Origin of the sequence: Paraburkholderia lacunae (genome assembly GCF_003353175.1) — a bacterium.
In the GTDB taxonomy this organism is placed as follows: Bacteria; Pseudomonadota; Gammaproteobacteria; order Burkholderiales; family Burkholderiaceae; genus Paraburkholderia; species Paraburkholderia lacunae.
The window spans coordinates 94,509-117,479 of record NZ_QHKS01000026.1 but is presented as its reverse complement, the minus strand read 5'-3'; the positions used below and the strand labels follow the sequence as shown (position 1 = coordinate 117,479).

General features: G+C 61.7%; 15 protein-coding genes and 4 pseudogenes. 5 read left to right on the top strand and 14 right to left on the bottom strand.

What is annotated here, in order from left to right:
• Positions 1 to 819: 819 nt before the first annotated feature.
• Positions 820 to 1,070 (top strand): annotated as a pseudogene (locus tag DLM46_RS30585) (hypothetical protein).
• A gap of 212 nt (positions 1,071 to 1,282) precedes the next feature.
• On the opposite strand, the pseudogene DLM46_RS30580 reads toward DLM46_RS30585, so the two are convergent.
• Positions 1,283 to 1,528: pseudogene (locus DLM46_RS30580) on the bottom strand (IS3 family transposase); the annotation flags it as partial.
• A gap of 359 nt (positions 1,529 to 1,887) precedes the next feature.
• Between DLM46_RS30580 and DLM46_RS30575 the strand changes: the two are divergent.
• Entirely contained in the window at positions 1,888 to 2,613 is a 726-nt protein-coding gene (locus tag DLM46_RS30575; protein ID WP_115106881.1) for a DeoR/GlpR family DNA-binding transcription regulator, read from the top strand.
• Between the two features lie 56 nt (positions 2,614 to 2,669).
• Here DLM46_RS30575 and DLM46_RS30570 read toward each other — a convergent pair whose 3' ends face one another.
• The 8 genes from DLM46_RS30570 to deoC form a co-directional block, all read right to left on the bottom strand.
• The gene (locus DLM46_RS30570) at positions 2,670 to 3,725 is read right to left on the bottom strand and encodes an ABC transporter permease (RefSeq protein ID WP_115106892.1); all 1,056 of its coding nucleotides are present in this window, start codon (positions 3,723 to 3,725) and stop codon (positions 2,670 to 2,672) included.
• A gap of 20 nt (positions 3,726 to 3,745) precedes the next feature.
• The gene (locus DLM46_RS30565) at positions 3,746 to 5,272 is read right to left on the bottom strand and encodes a sugar ABC transporter ATP-binding protein (RefSeq protein WP_208866352.1); all 1,527 of its coding nucleotides are present in this window, start codon (positions 5,270 to 5,272) and stop codon (positions 3,746 to 3,748) included.
• A 55-nt stretch (positions 5,273 to 5,327) separates the two neighbouring features.
• Positions 5,328 to 6,332 carry a substrate-binding domain-containing protein gene (locus tag DLM46_RS30560; protein WP_115106880.1) on the bottom strand — a complete coding sequence of 335 codons (1,005 nt, stop codon included), beginning with the start codon at positions 6,330 to 6,332 and terminating at the stop codon, positions 5,328 to 5,330.
• Positions 6,333 to 6,384: 52 nt separating this feature from the next.
• The gene (locus tag DLM46_RS30555; RefSeq protein WP_115106890.1) at positions 6,385 to 7,431 is read right to left on the bottom strand and encodes an ABC transporter permease; all 1,047 of its coding nucleotides are present in this window, start codon (positions 7,429 to 7,431) and stop codon (positions 6,385 to 6,387) included.
• A gap of 11 nt (positions 7,432 to 7,442) precedes the next feature.
• Entirely contained in the window at positions 7,443 to 8,381 is a 939-nt protein-coding gene (gene rbsK / locus DLM46_RS30550; protein ID WP_115106879.1) for a ribokinase, read from the bottom strand.
• A complete protein-coding gene (locus tag DLM46_RS30545; RefSeq protein WP_115106878.1) occupies positions 8,378 to 8,857 on the bottom strand; it encodes an RbsD/FucU family protein in 480 nt (159 codons plus the stop codon). Before DLM46_RS30545 ends, rbsK begins: the two co-directional genes overlap by 4 nt.
• 63 nt (positions 8,858 to 8,920) lie before the next feature.
• Positions 8,921 to 11,314, bottom strand: a complete 2,394-nt coding sequence (locus tag DLM46_RS30540; RefSeq protein ID WP_115106877.1) for an aldehyde dehydrogenase family protein — start codon at positions 11,312 to 11,314, stop codon at positions 8,921 to 8,923.
• Between the two features lie 22 nt (positions 11,315 to 11,336).
• On the bottom strand, positions 11,337 to 12,347 hold the full coding sequence (deoC, locus tag DLM46_RS30535) for a deoxyribose-phosphate aldolase (RefSeq protein ID WP_115106876.1): 1,011 nt from the start codon (positions 12,345 to 12,347) through the stop codon (positions 11,337 to 11,339).
• Between the two features lie 148 nt (positions 12,348 to 12,495).
• On the opposite strand from deoC, the pseudogene DLM46_RS30530 reads away from it, so the two are divergent.
• Positions 12,496 to 12,805 (top strand): annotated as a pseudogene (locus tag DLM46_RS30530) (DDE-type integrase/transposase/recombinase); the annotation flags it as partial.
• Positions 12,806 to 12,819: 14 nt separating this feature from the next.
• Here DLM46_RS30530 and DLM46_RS30525 read toward each other — a convergent pair.
• The 3 genes from DLM46_RS30525 to DLM46_RS30515 form a co-directional block, all read right to left on the bottom strand.
• Positions 12,820 to 13,869: an alpha/beta fold hydrolase gene (locus tag DLM46_RS30525; RefSeq protein ID WP_115106875.1), complete on the bottom strand. Its 1,050-nt coding sequence runs from the start codon at positions 13,867 to 13,869 to the stop codon at positions 12,820 to 12,822.
• Positions 13,870 to 13,961: 92 nt separating this feature from the next.
• Positions 13,962 to 15,470, bottom strand: a complete 1,509-nt coding sequence (locus DLM46_RS30520) for a M81 family metallopeptidase (protein ID WP_115106874.1) — start codon at positions 15,468 to 15,470, stop codon at positions 13,962 to 13,964.
• 113 nt (positions 15,471 to 15,583) lie between these two features.
• Positions 15,584 to 16,867, bottom strand: coding sequence for an MFS transporter (locus tag DLM46_RS30515; RefSeq protein ID WP_115106873.1), 1,284 nt, complete (start codon positions 16,865 to 16,867; stop codon positions 15,584 to 15,586).
• Positions 16,868 to 17,002: 135 nt separating this feature from the next.
• Here DLM46_RS30515 and DLM46_RS30510 point away from each other — a divergent pair, with 135 nt between their 5' ends.
• Both DLM46_RS30510 and DLM46_RS30505 read left to right on the top strand, forming a co-directional pair.
• Entirely contained in the window at positions 17,003 to 17,920 is a 918-nt protein-coding gene (locus tag DLM46_RS30510) for a LysR family transcriptional regulator (RefSeq protein WP_115106872.1), read from the top strand.
• A 205-nt stretch (positions 17,921 to 18,125) separates the two neighbouring features.
• A complete protein-coding gene (locus DLM46_RS30505; protein WP_115106871.1) occupies positions 18,126 to 19,724 on the top strand; it encodes an EAL domain-containing protein in 1,599 nt (532 codons plus the stop codon).
• Positions 19,725 to 19,814: 90 nt separating this feature from the next.
• Here the strand turns inward: DLM46_RS30505 and DLM46_RS30500 are convergent, their stop codons facing one another.
• Together DLM46_RS30500 and DLM46_RS30495 are read right to left on the bottom strand one after the other, a co-directional pair.
• Positions 19,815 to 21,407: a gamma-glutamyltransferase family protein gene (locus tag DLM46_RS30500; protein ID WP_115106870.1), complete on the bottom strand. Its 1,593-nt coding sequence runs from the start codon at positions 21,405 to 21,407 to the stop codon at positions 19,815 to 19,817.
• 19 nt (positions 21,408 to 21,426) lie between these two features.
• A pseudogene (locus DLM46_RS30495) lies at positions 21,427 to 22,806 on the bottom strand (aspartate aminotransferase family protein); the annotation flags it as partial.
• Positions 22,807 to 22,971 lie beyond the last annotated feature (165 nt).

The following is a 22,971-nucleotide window of genomic DNA, read 5'->3' as shown; positions in this document are numbered from 1 at the left end:
ACAGCTCTGATTATCTATAGTTGGTCCGCCGGTGACCCCGAGACATCCGATCGTCGGCGGGCGAGCTGGATATAACCCGGAACTGTGTCTAAAAGCGCTTATCCTCTGCAGAGCATAAGCGCTTACCTTGTTCATACCCCTCAATGAGTCGAATGCACCGGTGTTGATCTGGCCAGCCTGTGGGACCTCGATGCGCGGCCCTTGATGTGACGCCAACGCGCTACAACGAGGTCGCTCACCCGCGTCCCGCGTCATCCCGATACCGGACTCGATCACCCTCACTAATCAAGGCGCGGGAGACATGCCGGACAAGTATGTCGTCGAAAGACCAAATCGTTCGTTATCGCCTCTTGTAAACCCGGGCACACACCCTTGCTTGGGGCGCCTGACCTGATGTCAAGCTGGAACGCCGCTGACGGAACGGCCTTCCGGTCGAGACGTTGATCGGTCGGCTGCGCGCGCCTGGCGGCCGAAGTGCCGCGGCTTCGTCAAGGACACGACCGGCGCGCAGATCCAGTTTTCGTCCACGTTGACGATCATCCGTGGACGATCAAGCGCGACGAAATGCTCGCCGCCCGTCGGCGGCAGATACGTCTCCCGATTCCGACCTGCTCAGGCTCCTTTCCGGGCGACCCGTGCCAACTGTTAAAGAAAGTCAGCCATTCGTCAGCAATTGCAACGGGAGTAACAGTCCTCATGAATCGAGTACTTCGCGTGCACGGCCCGGTAAAGTGGCACCGCCCGCCGCATGGTGCGGCGAGGAACGTGACGGGCCGCGCCGATGCGGCCGGTATCAACAATGTCCTTGGGGAGAAAAACATGAACACGATTCGTACGATGGTGCTCGGTGCCGCGCTGACGGCGTTTGCTACCTCGGCCGCTTTTGCGCAGACCGCCCAGACGGGCGCGCAGGGTTCGGCCGGCCTCGGCGCGTGATGTCGACGGCGGGCGACGTCGGCGGCGCGAAGGCGAAGGCCGGCGAAGCACTTGACGGCACGGCCGCGGCTGTACAGGGCGGCGCGTCGGTCGTCGTGAAGGGATCGGCCTCGGCGAAAGGCTCTGGGATGTAAGCAGCGGTGATCCTGCTGGCGCGGCGCTCGACTCGAACGAGCCGTTGCGCTGGCGCCCGCTGGACAACGGCCCGGTTCAATTCGATGCGGACCGGGTCGCTTCATATGTGTATCCGGCGCCGCGCGCGCGATGCCAAATGCAGGTCATCTGCTATGTGATGGCGCCGTGCTGATCTCAACGATTCTGATGTGAAACGCGCCTTATTTTCCAGCTACCGGACACTCGTAGATCCAGCGAGTTTTGAATAATAAGCGGCTTCAGCCTCGGTAGTTGGAACGTTGCTGATCGGATCGAGCAGTCGCCGATGATTGAACCTGTCGACCCATTCGAGGGTGGCCATTTCGGCAAGGGTGCCCATTTCGGCAGCCTTCAGGTTGCGTCACCGACCGAGCCGACGAATCACTTCGGCCTTGTACAGGCCGTTGGTCGTTTCGGCCAGTGCATTGTCATAGGAGTCTGGGTTCGGCGATCAACGGAACGGTTACGGTTTTTTTGTAACTGTTCCGTTGATCCCCGAACCCCTGGAATGAGGTTTATTGATCGGGTTTTCGGCCACGGCGTGGAGCTCTCACTGGACCTTGCCTATCGTGAGAGAACCAGTTGAAAGGCTTTATGGATAAAGGCTGCGCAGCCACAAACAGTATTTTTTGACGGCTAGGTGGTCTCTACCCCAACTACGGCTGTAGTACTGAATCAGCGAAATATTTGAGCATCGAGATGTCTACCACTAACACGCGTTGTTATAATTCTTTCATCTCATGACTCTATTCTAACGTTCGGGCGACCTTTCCCTGGCGCCCCGTACGCCCCCGCCAGATGGCCAAAATCGATCGCTTGCGCCTTCTTGCCGATACCTTGAAAACGCAAGGTGTCCTGCATCTGCGCGATGCCGCTACCCTGCTTCAGGTCTCCGAGATGACCGTGCGTCGCGACATTGCCGCGACGCCGGGTCAGTTCACCTATCTTGGCGGCTACATCGTCAGCGCCAACGACGTGCCCAACGCCGCGGGCTACACCATCGAACATGAAAAAGACCACTTTGCGCAGGCAAAGGCGGAAGCGTCCGCTATCGCGTCAAGTCTGCTCGCGAACGATGAGACCATCTTCATCGACTGCGGGACAACGCTCGTCACGCTCGCACGCCTGATCCCCGCCGACATGCATCTGACGGTGGTGTGCTATTCGCTGAACGTCGCGGAAGTTTTGCGGCGCAAACCGAACGTGCGGATGATATTGCTGGGCGGGGAGTATATGCCGTCGTCGGATTCGTTTGCGAGCGAAGACAGCGTCCAGACGTTGCGGCGAATGGGGATCAACAAGGCCTTTCTATCGGCCGGCGGCGTTGACGAGGTGCGTGGCGTGACCTGCTGGAATTTTCACGAAGTGGCTATCAAACAGGCGGCGATGGCGAGCGCCGTCGAACGTCATCTGGTGGTCGATCGGAGCAAACTCGGCAAGGTCAAGGCGGTGCGGTTTTCGCAACTCGATGAGTTCGATTCGATCGTGACCGAACTGGGGCAAACGGTGCGAAAGCGCCAGTAGGATTGAACCTCTTCTGCGTTGCGGCCGCCACCCGCAACGCGTTTCATATCTTGCTGTCAGCCCCTCCGCCCGAGCGCGAACAACGTCCCGGCAATGAGAATGAAGGCGCCGATAATTGCCTTTTGCCAGGTACTCGGCACGCCAATCAAGATCAGCACGCTGTTGATCAGCGTGACGAGCGCAACGCCCAGCAACGTGCCTATCACGGTCCCCGTGCCGCCGGTAATGCGCGCGCCGCCCAGAATCACGGCAGCAATCACATCAAGTTCGGTGCCGACCAGATCGAAGGGATTCGCAAGCCGGTTTGTCGATACATGCAGAATGCCAGCCACGCCCGCGAGCATGCCCGTATAGCCGAATACGAACAACTGGATCGCGCGCGCGTTGTAGCCAAGCCGCTCCGCAATCGGCAAACTGCCGCCGATCGCATACACGCCGCGGCCCATCATCGTGCGGTTGAGCAGCCACCACGTCAGCAGTGCGGTCACGACCAACGCAATGACCGACACCGGCAACACGGCACGAAGCCCATCGGCAGTCGTGTAGAAGAACAACGGCAACTGCCCGAACCGGTCCATGCTATGCGGAATGTTCATGAAGAACTGAGTGCCGACAAAGGTCAGCAACACGCCGCGAAACAGGTACTGGGTGCCAATCGTAACGATCAGCGAAGGCGCCTTGAGCCGATGCACCAGCATTCCGTTCACGACGCCGAGCGCCGTACCGCCCAATGCACCGGCAAGCAGGATCAGTACGAACGGCGCATCGGGCCACCACGCGAAGACGGCCTTCGTCAGCGAATACATCGTCAACGCGGCAATCGCGGTGAAGGACACGTCGATGCCGCCCGACGCGAGCACCACGAGCGTACCCATCGCGAAGATCGACATCGTGGTCGCCGAATGCAACAGGTCGAACAGCGTCGCGTACTGGAAAAAGCGCGGATTGATCGCCCCGACAATCAGACACGTCAGCACGAGCAGCGCGACGGTGAACCATTCGGGGTTGCGCATCAGACGCGTGTGCATGTCGAGCTTGCGCACGCTCGGCGCGATGGCCTCCACTGCGGCTGCCGTCTCGGGATGCGGAGCAGACTGAAGGGATTCGTTCATGAGATTGCTGTTCACGTGAGTCAGGCGGCCTCGGAAAGAAGTGCGTGATACAGGCCGGCCTCGTCGAGTTGATCGGCACGGTATTGGGCGGCAACGCGACCTTTCTTCATCATCAGGATGCGGTCGCAGTTCTGTAACAGTTCGGGCAGGTCGTCACTGATCAGAATGATGCCGATACCCTGCTCCGACAAACGCTGCATGATGCGGTAAATGATGTCCTTCGACCCGACGTCGACGCCTACCGTTGGCCCGTGCAGAATCAGGACGCGCGGATCGATTGCAAGCCAGCGGCCAATCAGCACGCGCTGCTGGTTGCCGCCGGACAGCGACTGAACGGGCTTGTCGACGTCGGGCGTCGCGATCTGCAGATCCCTCACCGTGCGCTCAGCCAGTTCCTGCGCGCGGCGCCGGTCGATCTGCGCGAAGCGGTCGCGCAATGTTGAGATCATCGCGGTAATGACGTTGTCGCGGATCGGCTTGTCGAGAAACAGGCCTTCGTTGAGGCGATCCTCGGGCACATAGCCGATTCGCTGCGCCTTCGCATCGGACGGCGTGCGCAGCCGGACGAGGTTGCCATCGAGCGTCACGGTGCCGGCATCCGCGGGACTCACGCCAGCCAGCGCACGCGCCAGTTCATTGCGGCCCGAATCGAGCAGGCCGGTCACGCCGAGAATCTCGCCGCGATACAGCGAAAACGACACATCGGCAAACTGGTTGCGGCGGCTGAGCGCCTTGACATCGAGTATCACGTCATGCGCATCGGTACCGGCGACCTGGCGATACCGCTCGGTCGATAGATGCTTGCCCGTCATCAGTTCGCTGATCTGTGCTTTCGTGAAGTTGGCGATCGGGCCTTGAGCCATCTTCTGGCCGTCGCGCAGCACGATCACCTCGCCGCCGATCGTGAAGCACTCGTCGAGCTTATGGCTCACGAACAGTACGGCGACACCCTCCGCACGCAGCTTCGCGAGCACCGCGATCAGGTTATCGACTTCCTTTTGCGTCAGCGATGTGGTTGGCTCGTCCATGATCACGAAGCGCGCCTCGCTTGCGATCGCACGCGCGATTGCAATCAGCTGGCGCGTCGCGAGCGGCAACTGTTCGATCAATGTGCGCTGAAATTCGGCGTCGCCGGGCAAACCGACTGCCCCGAGCGCGCGGGCCGCGGTCTGCGCGAGCGCCTTGCGATCGAAGGTCCGTGTGAGGCGGCCGTTATGCCCGGCAAGTTCGACCGTCAAACCGATGTTCTCCGCTACGCTCATGTTGGGCAGCAGCGACAGGTCTTGATAGACCGTCTCGACGCCCGCGGCGAGCGCCTCCAAAGGCGACAGGCGCGCGTGCCGCGTGCCTTCGATCACCAGTTCGCCCTGGTCGGGCGGTTGCGCGCCCGAGATGATCTTGATCAGCGTGCTCTTGCCGCAACCGTTCTCGCCGAGCAGATGGTAGATCTGCCCGCGCTCGAACTGCAGACTCACGCCACGCAGCGCATACACGCCGGTGAAGTGCTTATGGATATCGACGACTTCGAGAAGCGGTGCCTGACTCATGTTCACCTGCAACGTTGAAGGCGGCGCGCGCCGGTACGGCGCACGCCGCCGCACATCAGAACGGATACTGCTTGTAGTTCGTCTTGTCGACGTCGACCCAGCCCGCTCCGCGCACGATGATGCCCTTGCCCGGTCCCTTGCTGACGGTCACCTTGTTATAGCCGACGATGCCGAGGTCCGCGCCGTTCTCCACCGTTTTGCCGGCGACCAGCATCTGCGCGACCTTGTTCATCGCGATGCCGGCGAGCTTCGGATCCCAGAACGCGATGCCGTTGACTGCACCGCTTTCAAGGAATTTGCCAGCCTCGGTCGGCAGACCCGTGCCGTACACGCAGATCTTGCCGACCTTGCCCGCTTCTTCGACCGCGCGGCCAATGCCGATCACATCCAGCGACGACGAGCCCTGGAAGCCGTTCAGGTCCGGATGCTTGCGCAGCACTTCTTTCGCGACCTTGTACGCCTGTTCGCCGTCGTTATTGGTTTCGAGCTTCGGCTCGACGAGGTCCATCTTCGGGTATTTCTGCTTTGCATTGCCGATGCCGCCGTCGGCCCACTGCACCTGCGAACGGCTGCCGAGCGAACCCACCAGCACCGCCCATTTGCCCTGCTGGCCCATGCATTTCGCCAGACGTTCGTTCAGACCTGCGCCGTATGCGGTGTTGTCGAACGCTTCGATGTCGACCATCGTGTTCTTCTCGTTGTCCGCTTCATGCGTGACGACCTTGATGCCACGATCCATCGCTTTCTTCAACGCGGGCTCCAGCGTCGGCGGGTCGAACGGCACGACAGCGATCGCCGTGACCTTCTTCGCGATCAGGTCCTCGACGATCTTCAGTTGCTGCGCGGCGTCGGCGCGGCCGGGACCTGTCTGATACACGTTAATGCCCGGGTTGTTCTTGCCGAACTCCTTGACACCTTCGTCCATCCGGTTGAACCAGTTGATGCCGGTCACCTTGACGACCGTGACGATCGTCTCGTCAGTCGCGGCTTGCGCCGTGAGGATCGCGCCCGCCGCGAGAGCGGCGCCTGCGACGGCGATAGCAAGTCGATTCAGTTTCATGCGATGTCTCCTGTGTGGTTCGAATGTGCTGCACATGAAGGAAGGGTTGAATCTAACGTCCCGTCGACGCGGGCGGCCGCGGCAGGTTGGGCGCGGCTCGCGCGCCGCCAATGCCGAAGATCGTGCGAACCCGTTCGCCGCCCGCAAACGCCAGCGACGCAAGCAACAGGAAGCCCCACGCGCAATCGCCGAAGAACTGCGATACGCCTAGCAGATTGAACAGGCTCGACAGGAATTGCAGTGCCGTCGCGGCGAGGAATACGCAGACAATGCGTCCATAGCCGCCCGACGGATTCACGCCGCCCATCACCGCGATCAGGATCGCGATCAGCAGATATGAGTTGCCGTAGTCCCACTTTGCGCTCGACGTATGCGTCGCGCTGATCAGACCGGCGAGCGACGCCAGCACGCCGCACAGGCCATACGTGATGATCAGCATCCGCGTACGCGGGATGCCAGCGTAGAACGCCGCCTTGGGATTGGTGCCCATCAGGAAAAGACGCAGACCGAACGGCATGCGCCTCAACACCCAGCCGAGCACGAGCACTGTCACAACGAAGATCGCGAACGAGATCGGAATCTGCAACCACGTGCCGTTGCCGATCGCCGACAACGGATCGACGTATTCGACCCGTACCGACGCACCGTTGCTCAAGACGACAGCGATACCGGTGAACAATAGCGACGTGCCAAGCGTGCACAGGATCGGCGTTAGACGCAGGCGCGCGATCACGATCCCGTTCAGCACGCCGCCGAGCACACCCATCGCCAGCACGATCGCGGTGAACACGGCCGTGTAGAGCGCAGGCGAATCGTCGGCGGAGACAAGATGCGGCAACAGCATTGCTGCGACCATGCCGGAGAGATTGGAAAGCGCGACGCCCGACAGGTCGATGCCGCCGTTGCCCGACACCATCGACAGCATGATGCCGAGTGCGAGCAGCCCGAGTTCCGGCAACTGACCGCCCATCGACTGCAGGTTGTCGATGTCGACGAACTGCCCGTGCGACAGCACCGTCGCAACGATCACGATCAGCAGGTTCACGCCAACCAGGAAGTTCAGCTGCCTGTCCCTGAACCAGGACGACCAGGACGTCATGTTCAGGCCGCTCACGATTGAACCGCGAGCGGAGCGTGAACGCCCAGCACCGCGTTGATTTCGTCGAGCGTCGGCATCGACGGCGCGGTGCCCGCCCGCGTGACCGACAGGCTCGCCAGCGCGCAGCCGAAGCGCACTGCGTCGAGTGGAGAATCGCCGCGCGACAGTGCCGCAGCGAGGCCGCCAGCAAAGCCGTCGCCTGCGCCGGCGGTTTCCACCACACGGCCGCAATCGAATGCGGGCACGTGCTCCGAAAGCTCGCGCGTGTGAAGTAACGCACCCGCTTCGCCGAGCGTCACGATCACCGCGCGCACGCCCTTCGACAGCAGGATGTCGGCTGCACGACGGGCATCGTCGAGCGTTTCGATCGGCACGCCCGTGAGCGCCGTCGCTTCGGTTTCGTTCGGCGTGATGTAGTCGCACAGCGGGAACATGTCGTCATCGAACGGCACGGCCGGCGCGGGGTTGAACACGGTCGTCACGCCATGACGGCGCGCGAGTTCGAGACCGCGCTTCGCCGCCGGGACCGGTTGCTCCAGTTGCGTGACGAACACCTTCGCTTTTGCAATGTCGGCCTCGATCGCCTCGACGTCGGCGGGGCCGAGCGTGCCGGCGGCGCCGGCCGCGACGATGATCGCGTTGCCGCCTGTGACGTCATCGACGTAGATATGGGCTGCGCCCGTTGCCATGTTGTCGACCACCGTCGCGCGCGACGTGATGCCTTCGGCGGCCCACGTCGATTGCGCGATCTCGCCGAATGCGTCGCCGCCGATGCGCGTGCAGAACACGACGTCCGCGCCGGCTCGCGCGGCAGCCACTGCCTGGTTCGATCCCTTGCCGCCCGGGCCCATCGCGAACGAGGTGCCGGCAATCGTCTCGCCAAGCGCCGGCATCCGGCTCGCGCGGAAGCTCAGATCGGTCACATAGATGCCGAGAATGACGACGCTCATCGCGTACCCTCCGCGGCGTTGGGCGCATCCGGAGCGAGGTCGACACCCTTCTTGAAGATGAAGCAGCCGTAGCCGCGCGCTTCGCCCGTGGCAATCACGCAGTACGCCTGTTTTGCCCGCTCGTAGAACGCGAAGCGCTCGATCGACGCGAACGGTGTCGAACGTCCTTCCGCATGATCGACTTCGCGCTGCGCTTCTCGCTGCACGGCAGGCAAGGCATCGGCATCGCCGACTACTTCCATGCGTTCGGCCGGATGATCGACGAACGAGTCGAGCGGCAGGACCGACAGCACCGCGCGAATGGCGCGCGGCGCGTTCGCGCCGTCAAGCCGCAGCACTTTGCCCAACACGGTTTGACGGGCGACGGAATCCGCGGGGAAGTTCGCGTCGCAGACGACCACTTCGTCGCCGTGGCCCATCGCGCAGAGTGCATACAGCACGTCGGGGTTGAGCAACGGATCGATATTCTTCAGCATGTGTCTCCTCCAACTTACGGGCGCCTGTTACAGGTCTGAGCCCACGGCTGTCATTGCCGGCGATCAGTCGCCGTACGGAATCCAGATGTTCTTGACCTGCACCGCCTGCCGCAGGAACGGCAAACCTTCTGCTGACGCAGCGTGCCAGTCGAACACGCGCCCATGATCGACGAACGTGCGCTTCAGATTGCCGACCGATTCACGCTCGACAAGCGTCGAGAGTTCAGCGCCGCCGAAACTCCACAGCGCGTCGACGTCATCGTGCTGGGCAAGTATCTTTGCAAGCGTCGCGTGTTCGCCGGTGACGATGTTCAGCGCACCCGCCGGCACATCCGATGTCTCGACCACCTGATAGAAATCCGTCGCCATCAACGGGCAGCGTTCGCTCGGCACGACGACTACCCGATTGCCCATCGCAAGCGCCGGCGCGATCACCGACACGAAACCCAGCAACGGCGCTTCGTCCGGGCTGATCACGCCAAGCACGCCGAGGGGCTCGTTCATGGCGAGTGCGACGCCGCGCAATGGCGGCGAATGGACTGCGCCGTCGAACTTGTCGGCCCACGCGGCATACGTGAAGAGCCGCGTGATCGATGCCTCGATTTCACGCCCGGCTTCGGCCTCGTTCGATCCTGCACGAATCACGAGTTGCCGTCTGAATTCGTCCGCGCGCGCCGAGAGGTTTTCCGCGAGGTAGTAGAGTACCTGAGCGCGGTTATGCGTGCTGGTCTGCGACCACTTCGCCGCACTGCGCGCCGCTGCGACCGCATTGCGAATGTCCTTGCGGCTACCGTCCGCCACCTCGCCGACGATAACCCCGGACGGCGCACGCACGACGCGCGAGCTGCCGTTGTCCGGCCGCATCTGCTTGCCGCCGATGAACAGCTTCGCGGTCCGATCCATCGTGCTGAGATAGACGTCGGCTTGCGCGACGGGTCTCGCCTCGTCGCGTTCGTTCGCGCGCAGCGGCAGTTTGGTCCACGCCTGCGGCTTTAGGTACTCGTAGATCCCCTCACGGCCGCCTTCCCGTCCAAAGCCCGACTCGCGATAGCCACCGAAGCCGACACCCGCATCGAACAGGTTCGTCGCATTGATCCACACGACACCGCATTCAAGACGCGGCGCGATGTCGAGCGCGCGGCCGATCGTTTCGCTCCACACGCTCGCAGCCAGTCCGTAACGTGAATGGTTCGCGAGCGCGACCGCTTCGTCGGGCGTGCGAAAGCTCATCGCGACCAGCACCGGTCCGAATATTTCCTCCTGCGCAAGCGTCGAGGCGGGCGCAACGCGGGTGACCAGCGTCGGTGGGAAAAACACGCCGTTCTCAGGCATCCGCAGATGTGCGGGCTGGTAGATCTCGCACCCTTCACGCTCGCCTTGCGCGACAAGTAACTCGATGCGCTCCCGTTGCACCTCGTCGACAACCGCGCCCATGTCGATGCTCTTGTCGAGCGAGTGACCGACGCGCAGCGTCTCCATCCGGCGCTTCAGCTTTTCGATGAAGCGCGCTTCAACCCCCTCCTGCACCAGCAGACGCGAACCCGCGCAGCAGACTTGCCCCTGGTTGAACCAGATCGCGTCGACCACGCCTTCGACCGCGCCATCCAGATCGGCATCGTCGAAAACAATGAACGGCGACTTGCCGCCGAGTTCGAGCGTGAGCGACTTGCCCGAGCCCGCAGTCGCGACACGGATCTGCCGGCCGACACTGGTCGATCCGGTGAACGCGATCTTCGCGACCTGAGGATGGTCGACCAGCTTTGCGCCCGTGCGGCCGTCTCCCGTGACGACGTTCAACACGCCTGCTGGCAGACCCGCGCGATGCGCGAGTTCCGCGAACAACAGTGCCGTCAGCGGCGTAAATTCAGCTGGCTTGAGCACCACGCAATTGCCGGTGGCCAGTGCTGGGGCGATCTTCCACGCCAGCATCAGCAGCGGGAAATTCCACGGCACGATCTGCCCGATGACGCCAAGCGGTGTCCAACCCGACAGCTCGCTTTCCTGAAGTTGCGCCCAGCCGGCGTGATGCAGGAAATGTCGCGCGACAAGGGGAATGTCTATGTCGCGCGTCTCCCGGATCGGCTTGCCGTTGTCCAGCGATTCGAGCACGGCGAAGAGCCGGCTATGCCGCTGCACCATCCGTGCGAGCGCATAGAGATGCCGCGCGCGGCCCGCGCCACCCAATGCCTGCCACGCGGGCAGCGCCTTGTGAGCGGCAGCGACCGCCGCGTTCACATCGGCCTCGTCGCCTTGCGCGATGTTTGCGAGCACACGGCCCGTCGCAGGCTCGCGGGATTCGAATGCTTCAGCACCGTCGCCAGACTCCGACACGCGGAAAGCGCCATCGATAAAGTGGCCGAAGCCGTTCGCATGCTCTGCGATCCAGGCGCGCGCGGCCTTGTCGTCTTCCGGGGCTGGTCCGTATTCCATCGAAGAAAAATATTCAGCTACGCTCATGTGGGGTCTTCGTTGTGCGAGGTCACGCGACCGGGTGACGATGGAATGCGGAATAGCGGCCGCTCACGTGATGCTCGAGTTGTCGCTCGATATCGGCCAGCAGGCTCGATGCACCGATACGGAACAGATCCGGTTCGAGCCATTGCCGTCCAAGTTCTTCTTTCATCAGGATCTGGTATTCGAGCACGGACTTCGCAGTCGACACGCCGCCCGCCGGTTTGAAACCAATTTCGATGCCGGTGCGCTCGAAGTACTCGCGGATCATCCGGACCATCGCGAGCGACACGGCAAGGGTCGCGTTGACGCCTTCTTTGCCAGTGGACGTCTTGATGAAATCGGCGCCCGCCATCATGCAGACCATCGACGCCTTCGCGACGTTCGACAGCGTGCAGATGTCGCCAGTGGCAAGAATCGCCTTCACGTGGGCATCGCCACACGCGGCGCGAAAATCGCGCATCTCGTCGTACAGCGCCTGCCAGTTGCCACTGAGCACGTGCTCGCGGGTCACCACGATATCGATCTCGGCAGCACCATCGGCCACCGACGCTTCGATCTCTTTGAGTTTCAGCGGATGGGGGATCAACCCGGCAGGAAATCCAGTGGACACGGCCGCGACCGGAATGCCGCTGCCCGCCAGCGCCGCGACCGCCGTGCTCACGAAGCGGTGATATACGCAGACCGCCCCCGTAGTGATGGACTTTGCCTGCATTCCAAGCGCTTCGAGCAGATCGTCACGCACCGGGCGGCGGGCTTTTGCACACAGACGCTCGACGCGGCCAGCCGTGTCGTCCCCAGCGAGCGTGGTCAGGTCAATGCACGTGATGGCCTTGAGCAGCCACGCGGCCTGCGCGTCCTTTTTGACCGACCGGCGCGTGCCGAGCGTCGCGACGCGCTGCTCGACCGCCGACCGGTTCACGCGCAACGTGTCGATCCACGACAGGTCGAACGGAACACCGGGATTGCGAGCACGGGAGTGCGACGCGTGCGCGCGACCCGGCCACGCGACCACGGAACTGGATGCTTCATCGAACATGGGTAGGCTCGTTGTTGTGCATTGCGCAACACTTATTGATAACTTGGTATCAGATTAAAGCACAAATGTTATGATTGTGACATAGGGAAAACCTGCATCTCACGGCGGTGCGGCTGGCAGCTGGTGCGGCAACCGGCTGCCTCGATTCGTGGTCAGTTATGAAACCGTGCGCCGTTCATGTAGATAAATTTGGCACGGGCTTCGCGCATCGCGTTAAAGCTGCGCGTCGCAAGCCGGGCTCGACCTGGCACCTCGTTGAAGTGTTCGTGAGGCTGCGCGGCGAGCCTTATCTGCTGTGGCGAGCAGTCGATCAGCACGGCGTCGAGCTCGATATCCTGCTGCAGAAACGTCGGGACAAGGCGGCAGCCAAACGGTTTTTCATGCGCGTGCTTGCCGCGTGTCCTGAGGCACCGCGCAAGATCGTGACCGATCAACTGCGCAGCTATCTAGCCGCGAAAGATGCGCCGGCGGATCACATGCGCGCGACGTCGATCACGGCATCGGCAAAGGCTCTCGGCGCTTCTTGCGGCAAATTGTGACCAATGCCGCCATCGATATTCCGGTGCTGATACTTGCCGGTGAATTTTTTCGCGTACACCGCCGGATCAGGATGCGGCGCGCCGTTCGCATCGCCTTCCATCGTGATCGTCGGGACCGTAATGACGGGCGCCGCAGCGAGACGCTTTTCCAGCGCGTCGTATTGCGACTCGCCTTTCACGAGACCCAGCCGCCAACGATAGTTGTGAATCACGACTGCAACATGATCGGGATTCTTGAAGGCCTCTGCGGACCGGTCATAAGTTGCATCGTCGAAGCTCCATTTCGGCGACGCAAGCTGCCAGATGAGCTTCGAAAAATCATGCCGGTTGGCCTCGTAGCCAAGCCGTCCGCGCTCCGTGGCGAAGTAAAACTGATACCACCACGCGAATTCGGCCTTCGGCGGCAACGGCGCCTTGTTGGCTTGCTGGCTGCCAATCAGATAGCCGCTGACGGAAACCTGCCCCGCACAACGCTCCGGCCACAGCGCCGCGATGATGTTCGCGGTCCGCGCGCCCCAGTCGAAAGCGCCAAACACCGCCTTCTGGATCTTCAACGCATCCATCAACGCGATGATGTCGACCGCGACCACGGCCTGCTGGCCATTGCGCATCGTTTTGCTCGACAGGAAACGCGTCGAGCCGTAGCCGCGAAGATACGGAACGATGACCCGATAGCCCGCCGCGGCAAGAATCGGCGCGACCTCGACAAAGCTATGGATGTCGTAAGGCCAGCCGTGCAACAGGATGACGACGGGGCCGTTCTCCGGCCCGACTTCCGCATAGCCCACGTTGAGCGTGCCCGCGTTGATCTGTTTGATCTGGTCGAACGACGCATTCGACGTCGCGCCATTCGCCGCAGCGACGCCTTGTGCGGATTGATTCGACTGGGCGCGAACAAGCCCGGTCAGGCTCAATTCCATTGCACCGATACCGACTGCGGCGGTCCGCAAAAAGCGGCGCCGGGAGTTGATTTGATCCGACATGAAAATTCTCCTCTTAGGTTGATTCCACTCATGAGCGCGCGAGCTTGAATCGCGCCGGTATGCATGCAAAGTTCGCGTGGTCGACTGTGCCGTCATGCGAGGGTTGAGCGAATCTCGTCGAAGGAAGGCCCCTTCGGACGTATCCGGATGTGCGGATCAAGACGCTGCCACGGCAGGTCGGCCGGGTCCGCAGCCATCGGTCCGGGCGCCTTCGCGACAAGAATGGTCTCTGCGATCGCCTGAAAATCCGCACGAAAATGGACGGAGCTTTTATTGACCAGAATCTTCATCTGCTCGGGTTCGATGCCCGCAACGCGATAGAGATTGCGGTCGAAAATCTGCATCTTGACGCTGCTGACAGCGATTCGCACGCCGTCGATACGCAGGCACGCAACCGGTCCGAGTTCGCCCGTCATGCCGTTCAGCATCGGGCCGTCAAAGCGGAAGCGGCCATCGGACAGATGCTCCACCTCGAACGTGCCTTTCAGCGGCTCATCGCCGGGCACCCCCGAACGGCCAGCCAGCGCAAGCTCGATGCGCGCGCCGACACCGGCGCGATGTGCGGCCGCCGCCGCGTCCGCATCCCAGATCACACCGACGGCCGCATCGGTTGCACCATTGCGCAGCAGCGCTCGTACCATGCCCATCGTATTCGAGTCGCCGCCCACGCCGGGGTTATCCTGCGTGTCGGCGATGATGACTGGCTTGTTGGCGCTCCGGCTGATCCGCATGGCTTCGATAACGGCTTCGTCGGGTGTAAGGAACGGCACTTCCCATGACGATTCCTCTGCGAGCATTCTGGCGTACAGCGTGTCGATCGCCTTCGTGAGCGCGCCATTGTCGAATCCGTAACCCCAGATCACCGGACCGCACTCGGGGAAGTCCGCAGCCGGAAAACCCGGCGCAAACGACAGCGACACGACCGTATCGCGCTCAAGCGCTGCCAGCGCGGTGTACATGTCATGAGCGGGCGCGACCAGCGTGCACATGCCGTTCACCGGAATCAGAAATGGAATGCGCCGGACGACGCGCGTGAATCTGCGCTTCTCCGCGATCAGCCTGTCGAGCAGATGCGCCGCGCGCTCGCCCGTTTCGGCCATGTCGACGTGCGGGTACGTCCGGTACGCAACCATCGCGTCCGCATGCTTCAACATACGCTCGGTCACGTTCGCATGCAAATCAAGGGACACCACGCACGGCATGCTGTCGCCGACCACCGCACGCACGCGCTCAAGCAACTCGCCTTCGCCGTCGTCGGCATGCTCCGCGACCATCGCTCCGTGCAGGTCCAGATAGATGGCATCGAAGCCGCCTGCTTTGACAGCGTCGGTGATCTCGCCGGCAATGCGCTCGAATGCGTCCACGGTCACATGCGCCGACGCGCTCGCGCCCGCCCAGATCACCGGAATCAGCTCATGCCCTTGCGCCTGCGCGACCTTGATGAAACCGCCGATCGGCACGTTCACATCGCGCAGATTCAGCACGTCGGCGCCGCGTGCCAGCGGCGGAAAACCTTCGCCCTGGATGAAGCTCTGGAACGACGCCCTGGTCGGCGCGAATGTGTTGGTCTCGTGTTGAAAGCCTGCAATCAGAATCTTCATTGCCGTTCATCCTTCTGTTCGATACGGAAAGGACAAGGCCTTTCCAAAGCTATGGTGCGTTGCCTGGGGAAACATTCAGCCGTCAGGCGTTGCATGGCAGCAGCGTTGAATCGTCAATGGATGCCGCGCTTGCTGGTGATAATCACGACCGATGCAATCGCAGCCATGCCTGCCATCACGAGCAAACCTGCATGCATGTTGCCCGTGGCGGCCTTGGTCCAGCCGATGACGGCCGGTCCCCAGAAGCCACCGGACAATCCGATCGTGTTGATGAGCGCAATGCCGCCCGCTGCGGCCGGCCCTTTGATGTACTCGGAGGGAATGGCCCAGAAAACCGTGTACGCCATCCACATCATTGCCGTCGCAAGCGTCAGCGTAGCGAGCGTCAGGAAGAGATTGCCGTCGGTGAAAATGGTCGCCGCGAGAAGCAGCGCGCCGACGAACGCGGGCACCGCGCTGTGATGGCGCCGTTCGCCGAGACGGTCCGAACGGCGACCGGCGAAGTACATGCCGAACGCGGCCGCAACATAAGGAATCGCGACGTACCAGCCGAGCCGCGTCGTATCCGCCACACCTTGATCTTTCAGCAACGTCGGCAGCCAGAAGCTGATCGCATAGATCGGGAAGATGATGCAGAAGTAAGCGAGCGCGAGAACGTAGATGCGCGGATTCTTCGCCACGGCGCGGAACGAATGGTCGTGCGTGGTGGGAGCACCGACCTCGCTTTCGAGAAGACGTTGCTCGTCGGCAGAAAGCCACTTCGCCTCGGACGGACGGTTCGACAACACGAACAGCGTCAGCACGCCGAGCACGATGCACGGCAAGCCTTCGACAAGGAACATCCACTGCCAGCCAGCCAATCCGCCGACACCCGAGAACGTCGTCATCAGCCACGCCGATAACGGCCCGCCGACAATGCCGCCGATCGGTCCGGCGACGAACACGACGGCAATCGCGCGCGCCATGCGCGCGGGGCCGTACCAGCGCGACAGGTAATAGATCATGCCAGGCGCGAAGCCGGCTTCGAAGACGCCGAGCAGGAAGCGCATAGCGTAGAACATCGGCACGTTGCGCACGAAGAGCATGCACGCGGACGTAATGCCCCACAGCACGAGAATGCGACTGAAGGTCTTGCGTGCACCGACTTTCGGCAGCATCAGGTTGCTCGGAATCTCGAACAGCACGTAGCCCAGAAAGAAGATGCCCGCGCCGACGCCATAAGCGGCATCGGAGAATCCGAGTTCGCTTTGCATCTGGAGTTTGGCAAACCCGACGTTCACGCGGTCGAGATACGCGAACATGTAGCAGGTGACGAGAAACGGCAAAAGCCTCCAGTTGAGCTTGCTGTAGAGAGACGAAACGGCATCTTCGGCTCTCAAGGTCTGAATCGCTGACATGTGTGTCTCCGTTTTCCCTGTATTCGCCCGGCTCGTCGGGTATGTGCATCGTGCCGCGGAGAAAACTCACTAGCAATAGCAACTATGTTCACGTATCGTTGCTCTATGAGCAACGCAAGGAATCGGAGCCTTTCAATGCGCGAAATTAACCAGACACGGCTGCGCTATTTCCACGAAGTGCTGGTGCACGGCACGATTCGCGGCGCCGCGGACAGCATCAACACGTCGCCGTCCGTGATCACGCGACAGATCAAGCTGCTGGAAGACGAGCTAGGCGCGACGCTCTTCGAGCGTGAGGCGCGCGGCGTCAAGCCGACCGAGGCCGCGGCGTATCTGCTGGAGTTCTGGCGTGGGTATCGATCGCAACAGGAAAAGTTCGAGGACCAGCTGCATGCGCTGAAAGGCCTTCAGCAAGGGCATATTCAGCTGGCCATCAGCGAAGGCTATGTCGACACGCTGGTCGACGACGTGCTCGCGGAATTCTGCACGCAGTATCCGAAGCTGGACGTCGGCGTGGAGATGCTGCCCGTCGACGATGTATTGAACGAAGTCGCGGAAAGCCGCGCGCATATTGGGCTCGCGTACAACCCGCCACCGCATCCGCGTATCGAATATCGCGCGAGTTCGGCGCAACCCGTTGTGCTGCTCGTTCGCCGCGATCATCCGCTGGCGACACGCGGCGGCCCGGCGAATGTCGACGATCTGCTCGCCTGGCCGCTCGCACTGATGCCTGCGACGTTTGGCATCGGCCACGTCGTCAGGATGCTGGAATTCGCCGAGAACATCAAAATCAGCCCGATATTGACCACGAATTCGCTCGCCGCGCTGAAGCGCTTTGTTTCAGCAGGGCATTTCGTGACGCTGATCGGCGAATTCGCCGCATATCGCGAGATTGCGGCCGGCGACCTGTGTATCGTGCCGATCGCGCACCCTCTGTTTCAGGGCACGAAAGCACGATTGCTCGTTAAATCCGGGCGGCCGCTTGCGGCCGGCGCTCAGGAACTGCTCGAATGGATCGTGAGGCGGATGCCGATGTTCGACAACGAAAGTTGAACGCGGCACCAGATCGACATACGGCCCGAGACTTCGATGCGCTAGTCCCTGTCACGTCCAGATCGCGGCACCGTCGTAGGCACCCACCCCGCCGGCCCGTTCGCAATAACATGCTTGATAAATTCGTCTTAAGATACGAACACACCGGCTATACCAGACATCCGTTTCGGATGCCGCCAGTTCACTCCTTTTGCCTCACGCGACTATGCATGACACATCGGAAGCTGTCGGCGAGACGATGCCCAGTGGGTGGTTCAGCAGCCTGATTACCGACTGGCGCGGGGTAAAGCTGCGCCCCTCGCTACTCGTCGCAATCGGTTGCGGCGTTGTCGTCCTGCTGACCGCCCTTCTGCTTGGCGAGCAGTACGCGGCTAGCGCGTTGGCCACGCGTGAACGTCTGATTGGCAACGATCTGGTTGCGTCCGTCGACAGTATCCTGAATCTCGTCAGGTCGCGCCGTCGAACCGAACTGGCGGCGCTCGCGGGACGACCGTGTGGGGATGTCCTGCGTCCCCTGTCGAAGTTGCAGACCTACATCCCGTACATTCGCGGAGCGAATCTCGTGGTCGACGGACGCGTTTATTGTTCCTCCGGCCTGGGACCGATCGACGTTCCGTTATCCGTCTATCTGACGCCGAGCGCCGCGGGTGCCAGTATCAACCTTCTTCCGCAGACCCCATACCACCCAAATGAGCCGGTCCTTGTGATGTTCGATGCAACGGGTAAGGGCACGGGCATTCTGTACATTATCGATGGCGACTATATTGCGGATGCTCTCTCCCACGGCGTCAGATACGGTGCGCAGTATGCTGCTCTGTCAATCGCGGGAGTGGCGCTTCTGACCGACGATGGTGCGTTCGTGCCGCTCTCGAAGTCCCCACCCGTTTACGCGATGCGCGTTGCATCCAGCGCGTGGCCGCTTTCCATCATGGTGTCCCCGTCGGCGGACTTTGTTTCGCAGATGCGCTGGAAGTATGGGCTTATTTTTGGTGCTGCCGGTGTACTGCTGGACATACTTATTGCGGCCGCATATCTCCTGGTGTTTGCGCCACGCCGTCTGCTTCTCGCGGCAGTTCACCGCGCGTTGCGGCAGGACGAGTTTCACGTGGTCTATCAACCAGTCGTAGACCTCGCCAGTCGCGACGCAGTTGGCGTTGAAGCCCTGTTACGATGGCATCACCCGAAGTGGGGGCCCGTCAGTCCCGCTTTGTTCATGAGCGAGGTCGAGTCCAGCACGCTTCATGCGGCTGTGACGAGATTCGTGCTGCACACGGTAGTGGCGGACATGAGCCGTCACGCGCCAATGCCGCCGTTGCGCGTCGCGGTCAACATCTCGCCAAGAGACCTGGGAAGGAAAGGCTTCGTCGCGGAAGTCCTGGCCGTGAGCGGCAGACTGCCGCAAGGCGTCAGTCTTACTCTGGAGCTGACTGAACGGTTTCTTCTCGATAAAAGCGTCCATACCGCGGCCATCTTCAGGACCCTCAGGACACAGGGAATCAAATTCGCGATCGACGACTTCGGTACACACAACAGCAACCTCGATCTTCTGGGACGGTTTCCTTTCGACTTCATAAAAATTGACCGCCAGTTTGTGAGTCAGGTCGATACAGGCGGTGCCGAGCTTATCAAAGGCATTGTGGCCATGGCCAGGCACTTCGGCTTGCAGGTCATCGCTGAAGGTGTGGAAACCGAGGCTCAGCATCAGGCGCTGCAGGATGTGGGTGTGCGGTTTGGTCAGGGATACCTCTATCAGAGACCACTGCGAGCCGAACAACTCGCCTCAAGGCTGCAGGAACACCGGTAACTAACTGCCGCCCACGCCTGTCCTGTTTGCGGCTGATAAGCCTCGCTCATCCCTGTTCAGACGATATCCGCAAGCGTGGCCCGGAAGCGGTCAGAGACCTAACGCGCAGCCGTCTTTGCGATGATCGGACGCACCGGCGAGGGTGCCCTCCTCCCAGTCGATCCAGATGGCCTGCGCGCCGCCGATGGCCCAGTTCGGCCGCACGAGCCTGAACCCCCGCTTCGTCAACTCGTCGCGTGTCGCTATTGGCAAGGTGGATTCGGCTTCGACGACACCCGTGCCCGGTTGCGGAAACACGCGCGGCAAGGAAATGGCCGACTGCATGTCCAGACCATAGTCCAGCACCTTCGACAGGAAGTGAGCGTGCCCCATTGCCTGATAGTGACCACCCATCACCCCGAAGGTCATCTGCACTTTTCCGTTTCTCGTGACCATGCCTGGAATGATGGTGTGCATCGGTCTTGCACGCGGCGCGATCGCATTGGGGTGTCCTTCCTCGATGGCAAAGCTCTGTCCTCGGTTGTGCAGCATCACGCCGCTAACGGGCGCCATGATCCCACTGCCAAACGGATGAAAAAGCGAGTTGATGAAGCTTGCGCAATTGCGATCCTTGTCGACGACGCAGATATAGACCGTGTCCTTGTGGTCTGCGGGTGGGTACGTGGGGATATCCGTCATCGCATGTTCGAGCGTAATTCTCGAGCGCAAGGCGGACACTGATTCGTCGGACAGCAGCCGGTCGATATCGATCGGCTGGCCTCGCGGGTCGCCGAGCAGCGCATCGCGGACCGAGTACGCGAGCCGCGTCGCCTCGATTTCGCGGTGCAGGCGATCGGCGCCGAGCGGATCGTCGGTCGCATCGAAGCCTTCGAGAATTTTCAGTATCAGTAGCGCAATGATGCCTTGCCCGTTCGGCGGACACTCGTGAACGTCGTATCCGCGAAAGCTCGCCTTGATGGGCTTCACGTATTCACCGCGATACTGTGCGAAGTCGTCCAGTGTGTGCAATCCGCCCTTGCGCTTCAGGCTCTCGACCATATCCTCCGCAATGAAGCCCTCGTAGAACACGCGCGGCCCCGCTTCGGCGATGGCCATGAGCGACTTCGCGAGCGCCGGCTGCCGGTGAATCGTTCCCGCAGCCGGCGCAGCACCGCCGACCAGCATCTGCTCACGGCTTACGTCGTCCAATCCAAGCAGCGCAGCCTGGTTCGCCCAGTCCGCTGCCGCGCGTGGCGCGATGGCGTAGCCCTCGCTCGCCAGCTTGATCGCGGAAGCGAAAAGCGCATTGAACTCCATCGAACCGTGATCGCGTGCCAGGGTTGCCCACGCGTCGACTGCGCCGGGCACCGTTACCGCATGCGCCGAATGACGCTCGATCGACGAAACACCCATCGACGCGAGCGTCGCTACGCTCGCCGCCTGTGGCGCCCACCCCGAGCCGTTGAAGGCGATGATGTCATCGCTGCCGCCACGCGAATACAGCGCGAAGCAGTCTCCGCCGATGCCCGTCGAGCCGGGCTCGACGACGCACTGTACCGCGCAGGCCGCAATTGCCGCATCCATCGCGTTGCCGCCGGCCTCCAGGATCTTCACGGCGGCCAGCGTCGAAGCGGGATGCGACGTGGCGGCCATGACGTCCTTCGACATAACCAGCGATCGTCCCGGTTGCTCGAAATCTCTCATTCTGGTTTCCCCTGTCCCGTCAATGGTTCTGCTGCGCTCTACGCAGCGCCAGCGTGTCGTCCAGTGCGCACTTCGCGGCATCGAATATTTCGTCGATCTGCGCATGCGTCACGATGAGCGGCGGGCAGAAATTGACGGTATCGCCCAACGCGCGTGTGATCAGCCCATGAGACAACGCGCGCATCCCCGCGTAGGCCGCCACGCCGTCGGAAGGCGCGAAAGGCTCCCTGGTCTCCTTGTCCGCGACCAGTTCGACGGCGGCAAGCAACCCTGCGCCACGCGCCTCGCCGACGAGCGGGTGTCGGCCAAGCTCCGCCACACGTTCCTGAAAGTGCGGCGTGACGGCTCGCACATGCTCGAGAATGCCGTCTTCCTCGTAGATCTTCAGGGTCTCCAGCGCAACGGCTGCGCACACAGGATGGCCGCTATAGGTGAACCCATGTCCGAATGTGCCGATCCTCTCGCTTTGGCTCACGAGTCCACGGTAGATGCGCTCGTTGACCATCAGCGCGGAGATCGGCAGATAACCCGCGGAGAGCTGCTTGGCCATCGTGATCATGTCCGGCTGCATGCCGTACGTCTGCGAACCGAACATGTTCCCCGTGCGTCCGAAGCCGCAGATCACTTCATCGGCAACGAGAAGAATGTCGTGGCGCTTCAGCACTGCCTGGATTTTCTCCATGTACGTAGCGGGCGGAACGATGACGCCGCCGGACGCCATGATCGGCTCGGCAAAAAACGCCGCGATCGTATCCGCGCCCTCTTCGAGAATCAGCCGCTCCAGCGACTCGGCGCACCGCGTGGCGAACTGCTCTTCGCTCTCGCCCGGCATGCCGTACCGATAGAAGTGCGGGCAGTCGGTGTGCAGAATGCGGTCGATAGGCAGATCGAAGTCGCGATGATTGTTCGGCAAGCCGGTGAGACTCGCCGATGCAACCGTTACGCCGTGATAGGCGCGCGTACGCGAGATGATTTTCTTCTTCTGCGGCCGGCCTATGGCGTTATTGAAATACCAGATCAGCTTGACGGCCGTATCGTTCGCCTCGGACCCGGAGTTCGCGAAGAACACTTTCGACATCGGCACGGGCGCCATCGAAATCAGTTTCTCTGCGAGCAAAATCGAAGGCTCGGACGACTTGTGTCCGAACGCATGGTAGAACGGCAACTTGCGCATCTGTCTGTCCGCGGCATCCGCTAGCCGTGCTTCGCTAAAGCCAAGCGATGCGCAGAAAAGCCCGCCCAGTCCCTCGATATAACGCTTGCCGTCGGTATCGTAGACGTACACGCCCTCGCCGCGCTCTATCACCATCGGTCCCACTTCGCGATGAACACTCAGATTGGTGTACGGGTGAAGATGATGATTGATGTCGTTCTGCTTCAGGGTTTGCATTTGATCGTTCCTTGATTCGTCTCGTCCACGTTCGTGTTCTTCTCTTAAAGCCGGCCTATTTCACAGCTCCCGACAGGAAACGTTGTAGCCGCTCGCTCCTCGGTGCTTTCAAGACCTCCCGGGGATGTCCTTCTTCGTGCAGATTTTCGACAGTCAATGCATTCATGTGGCGTG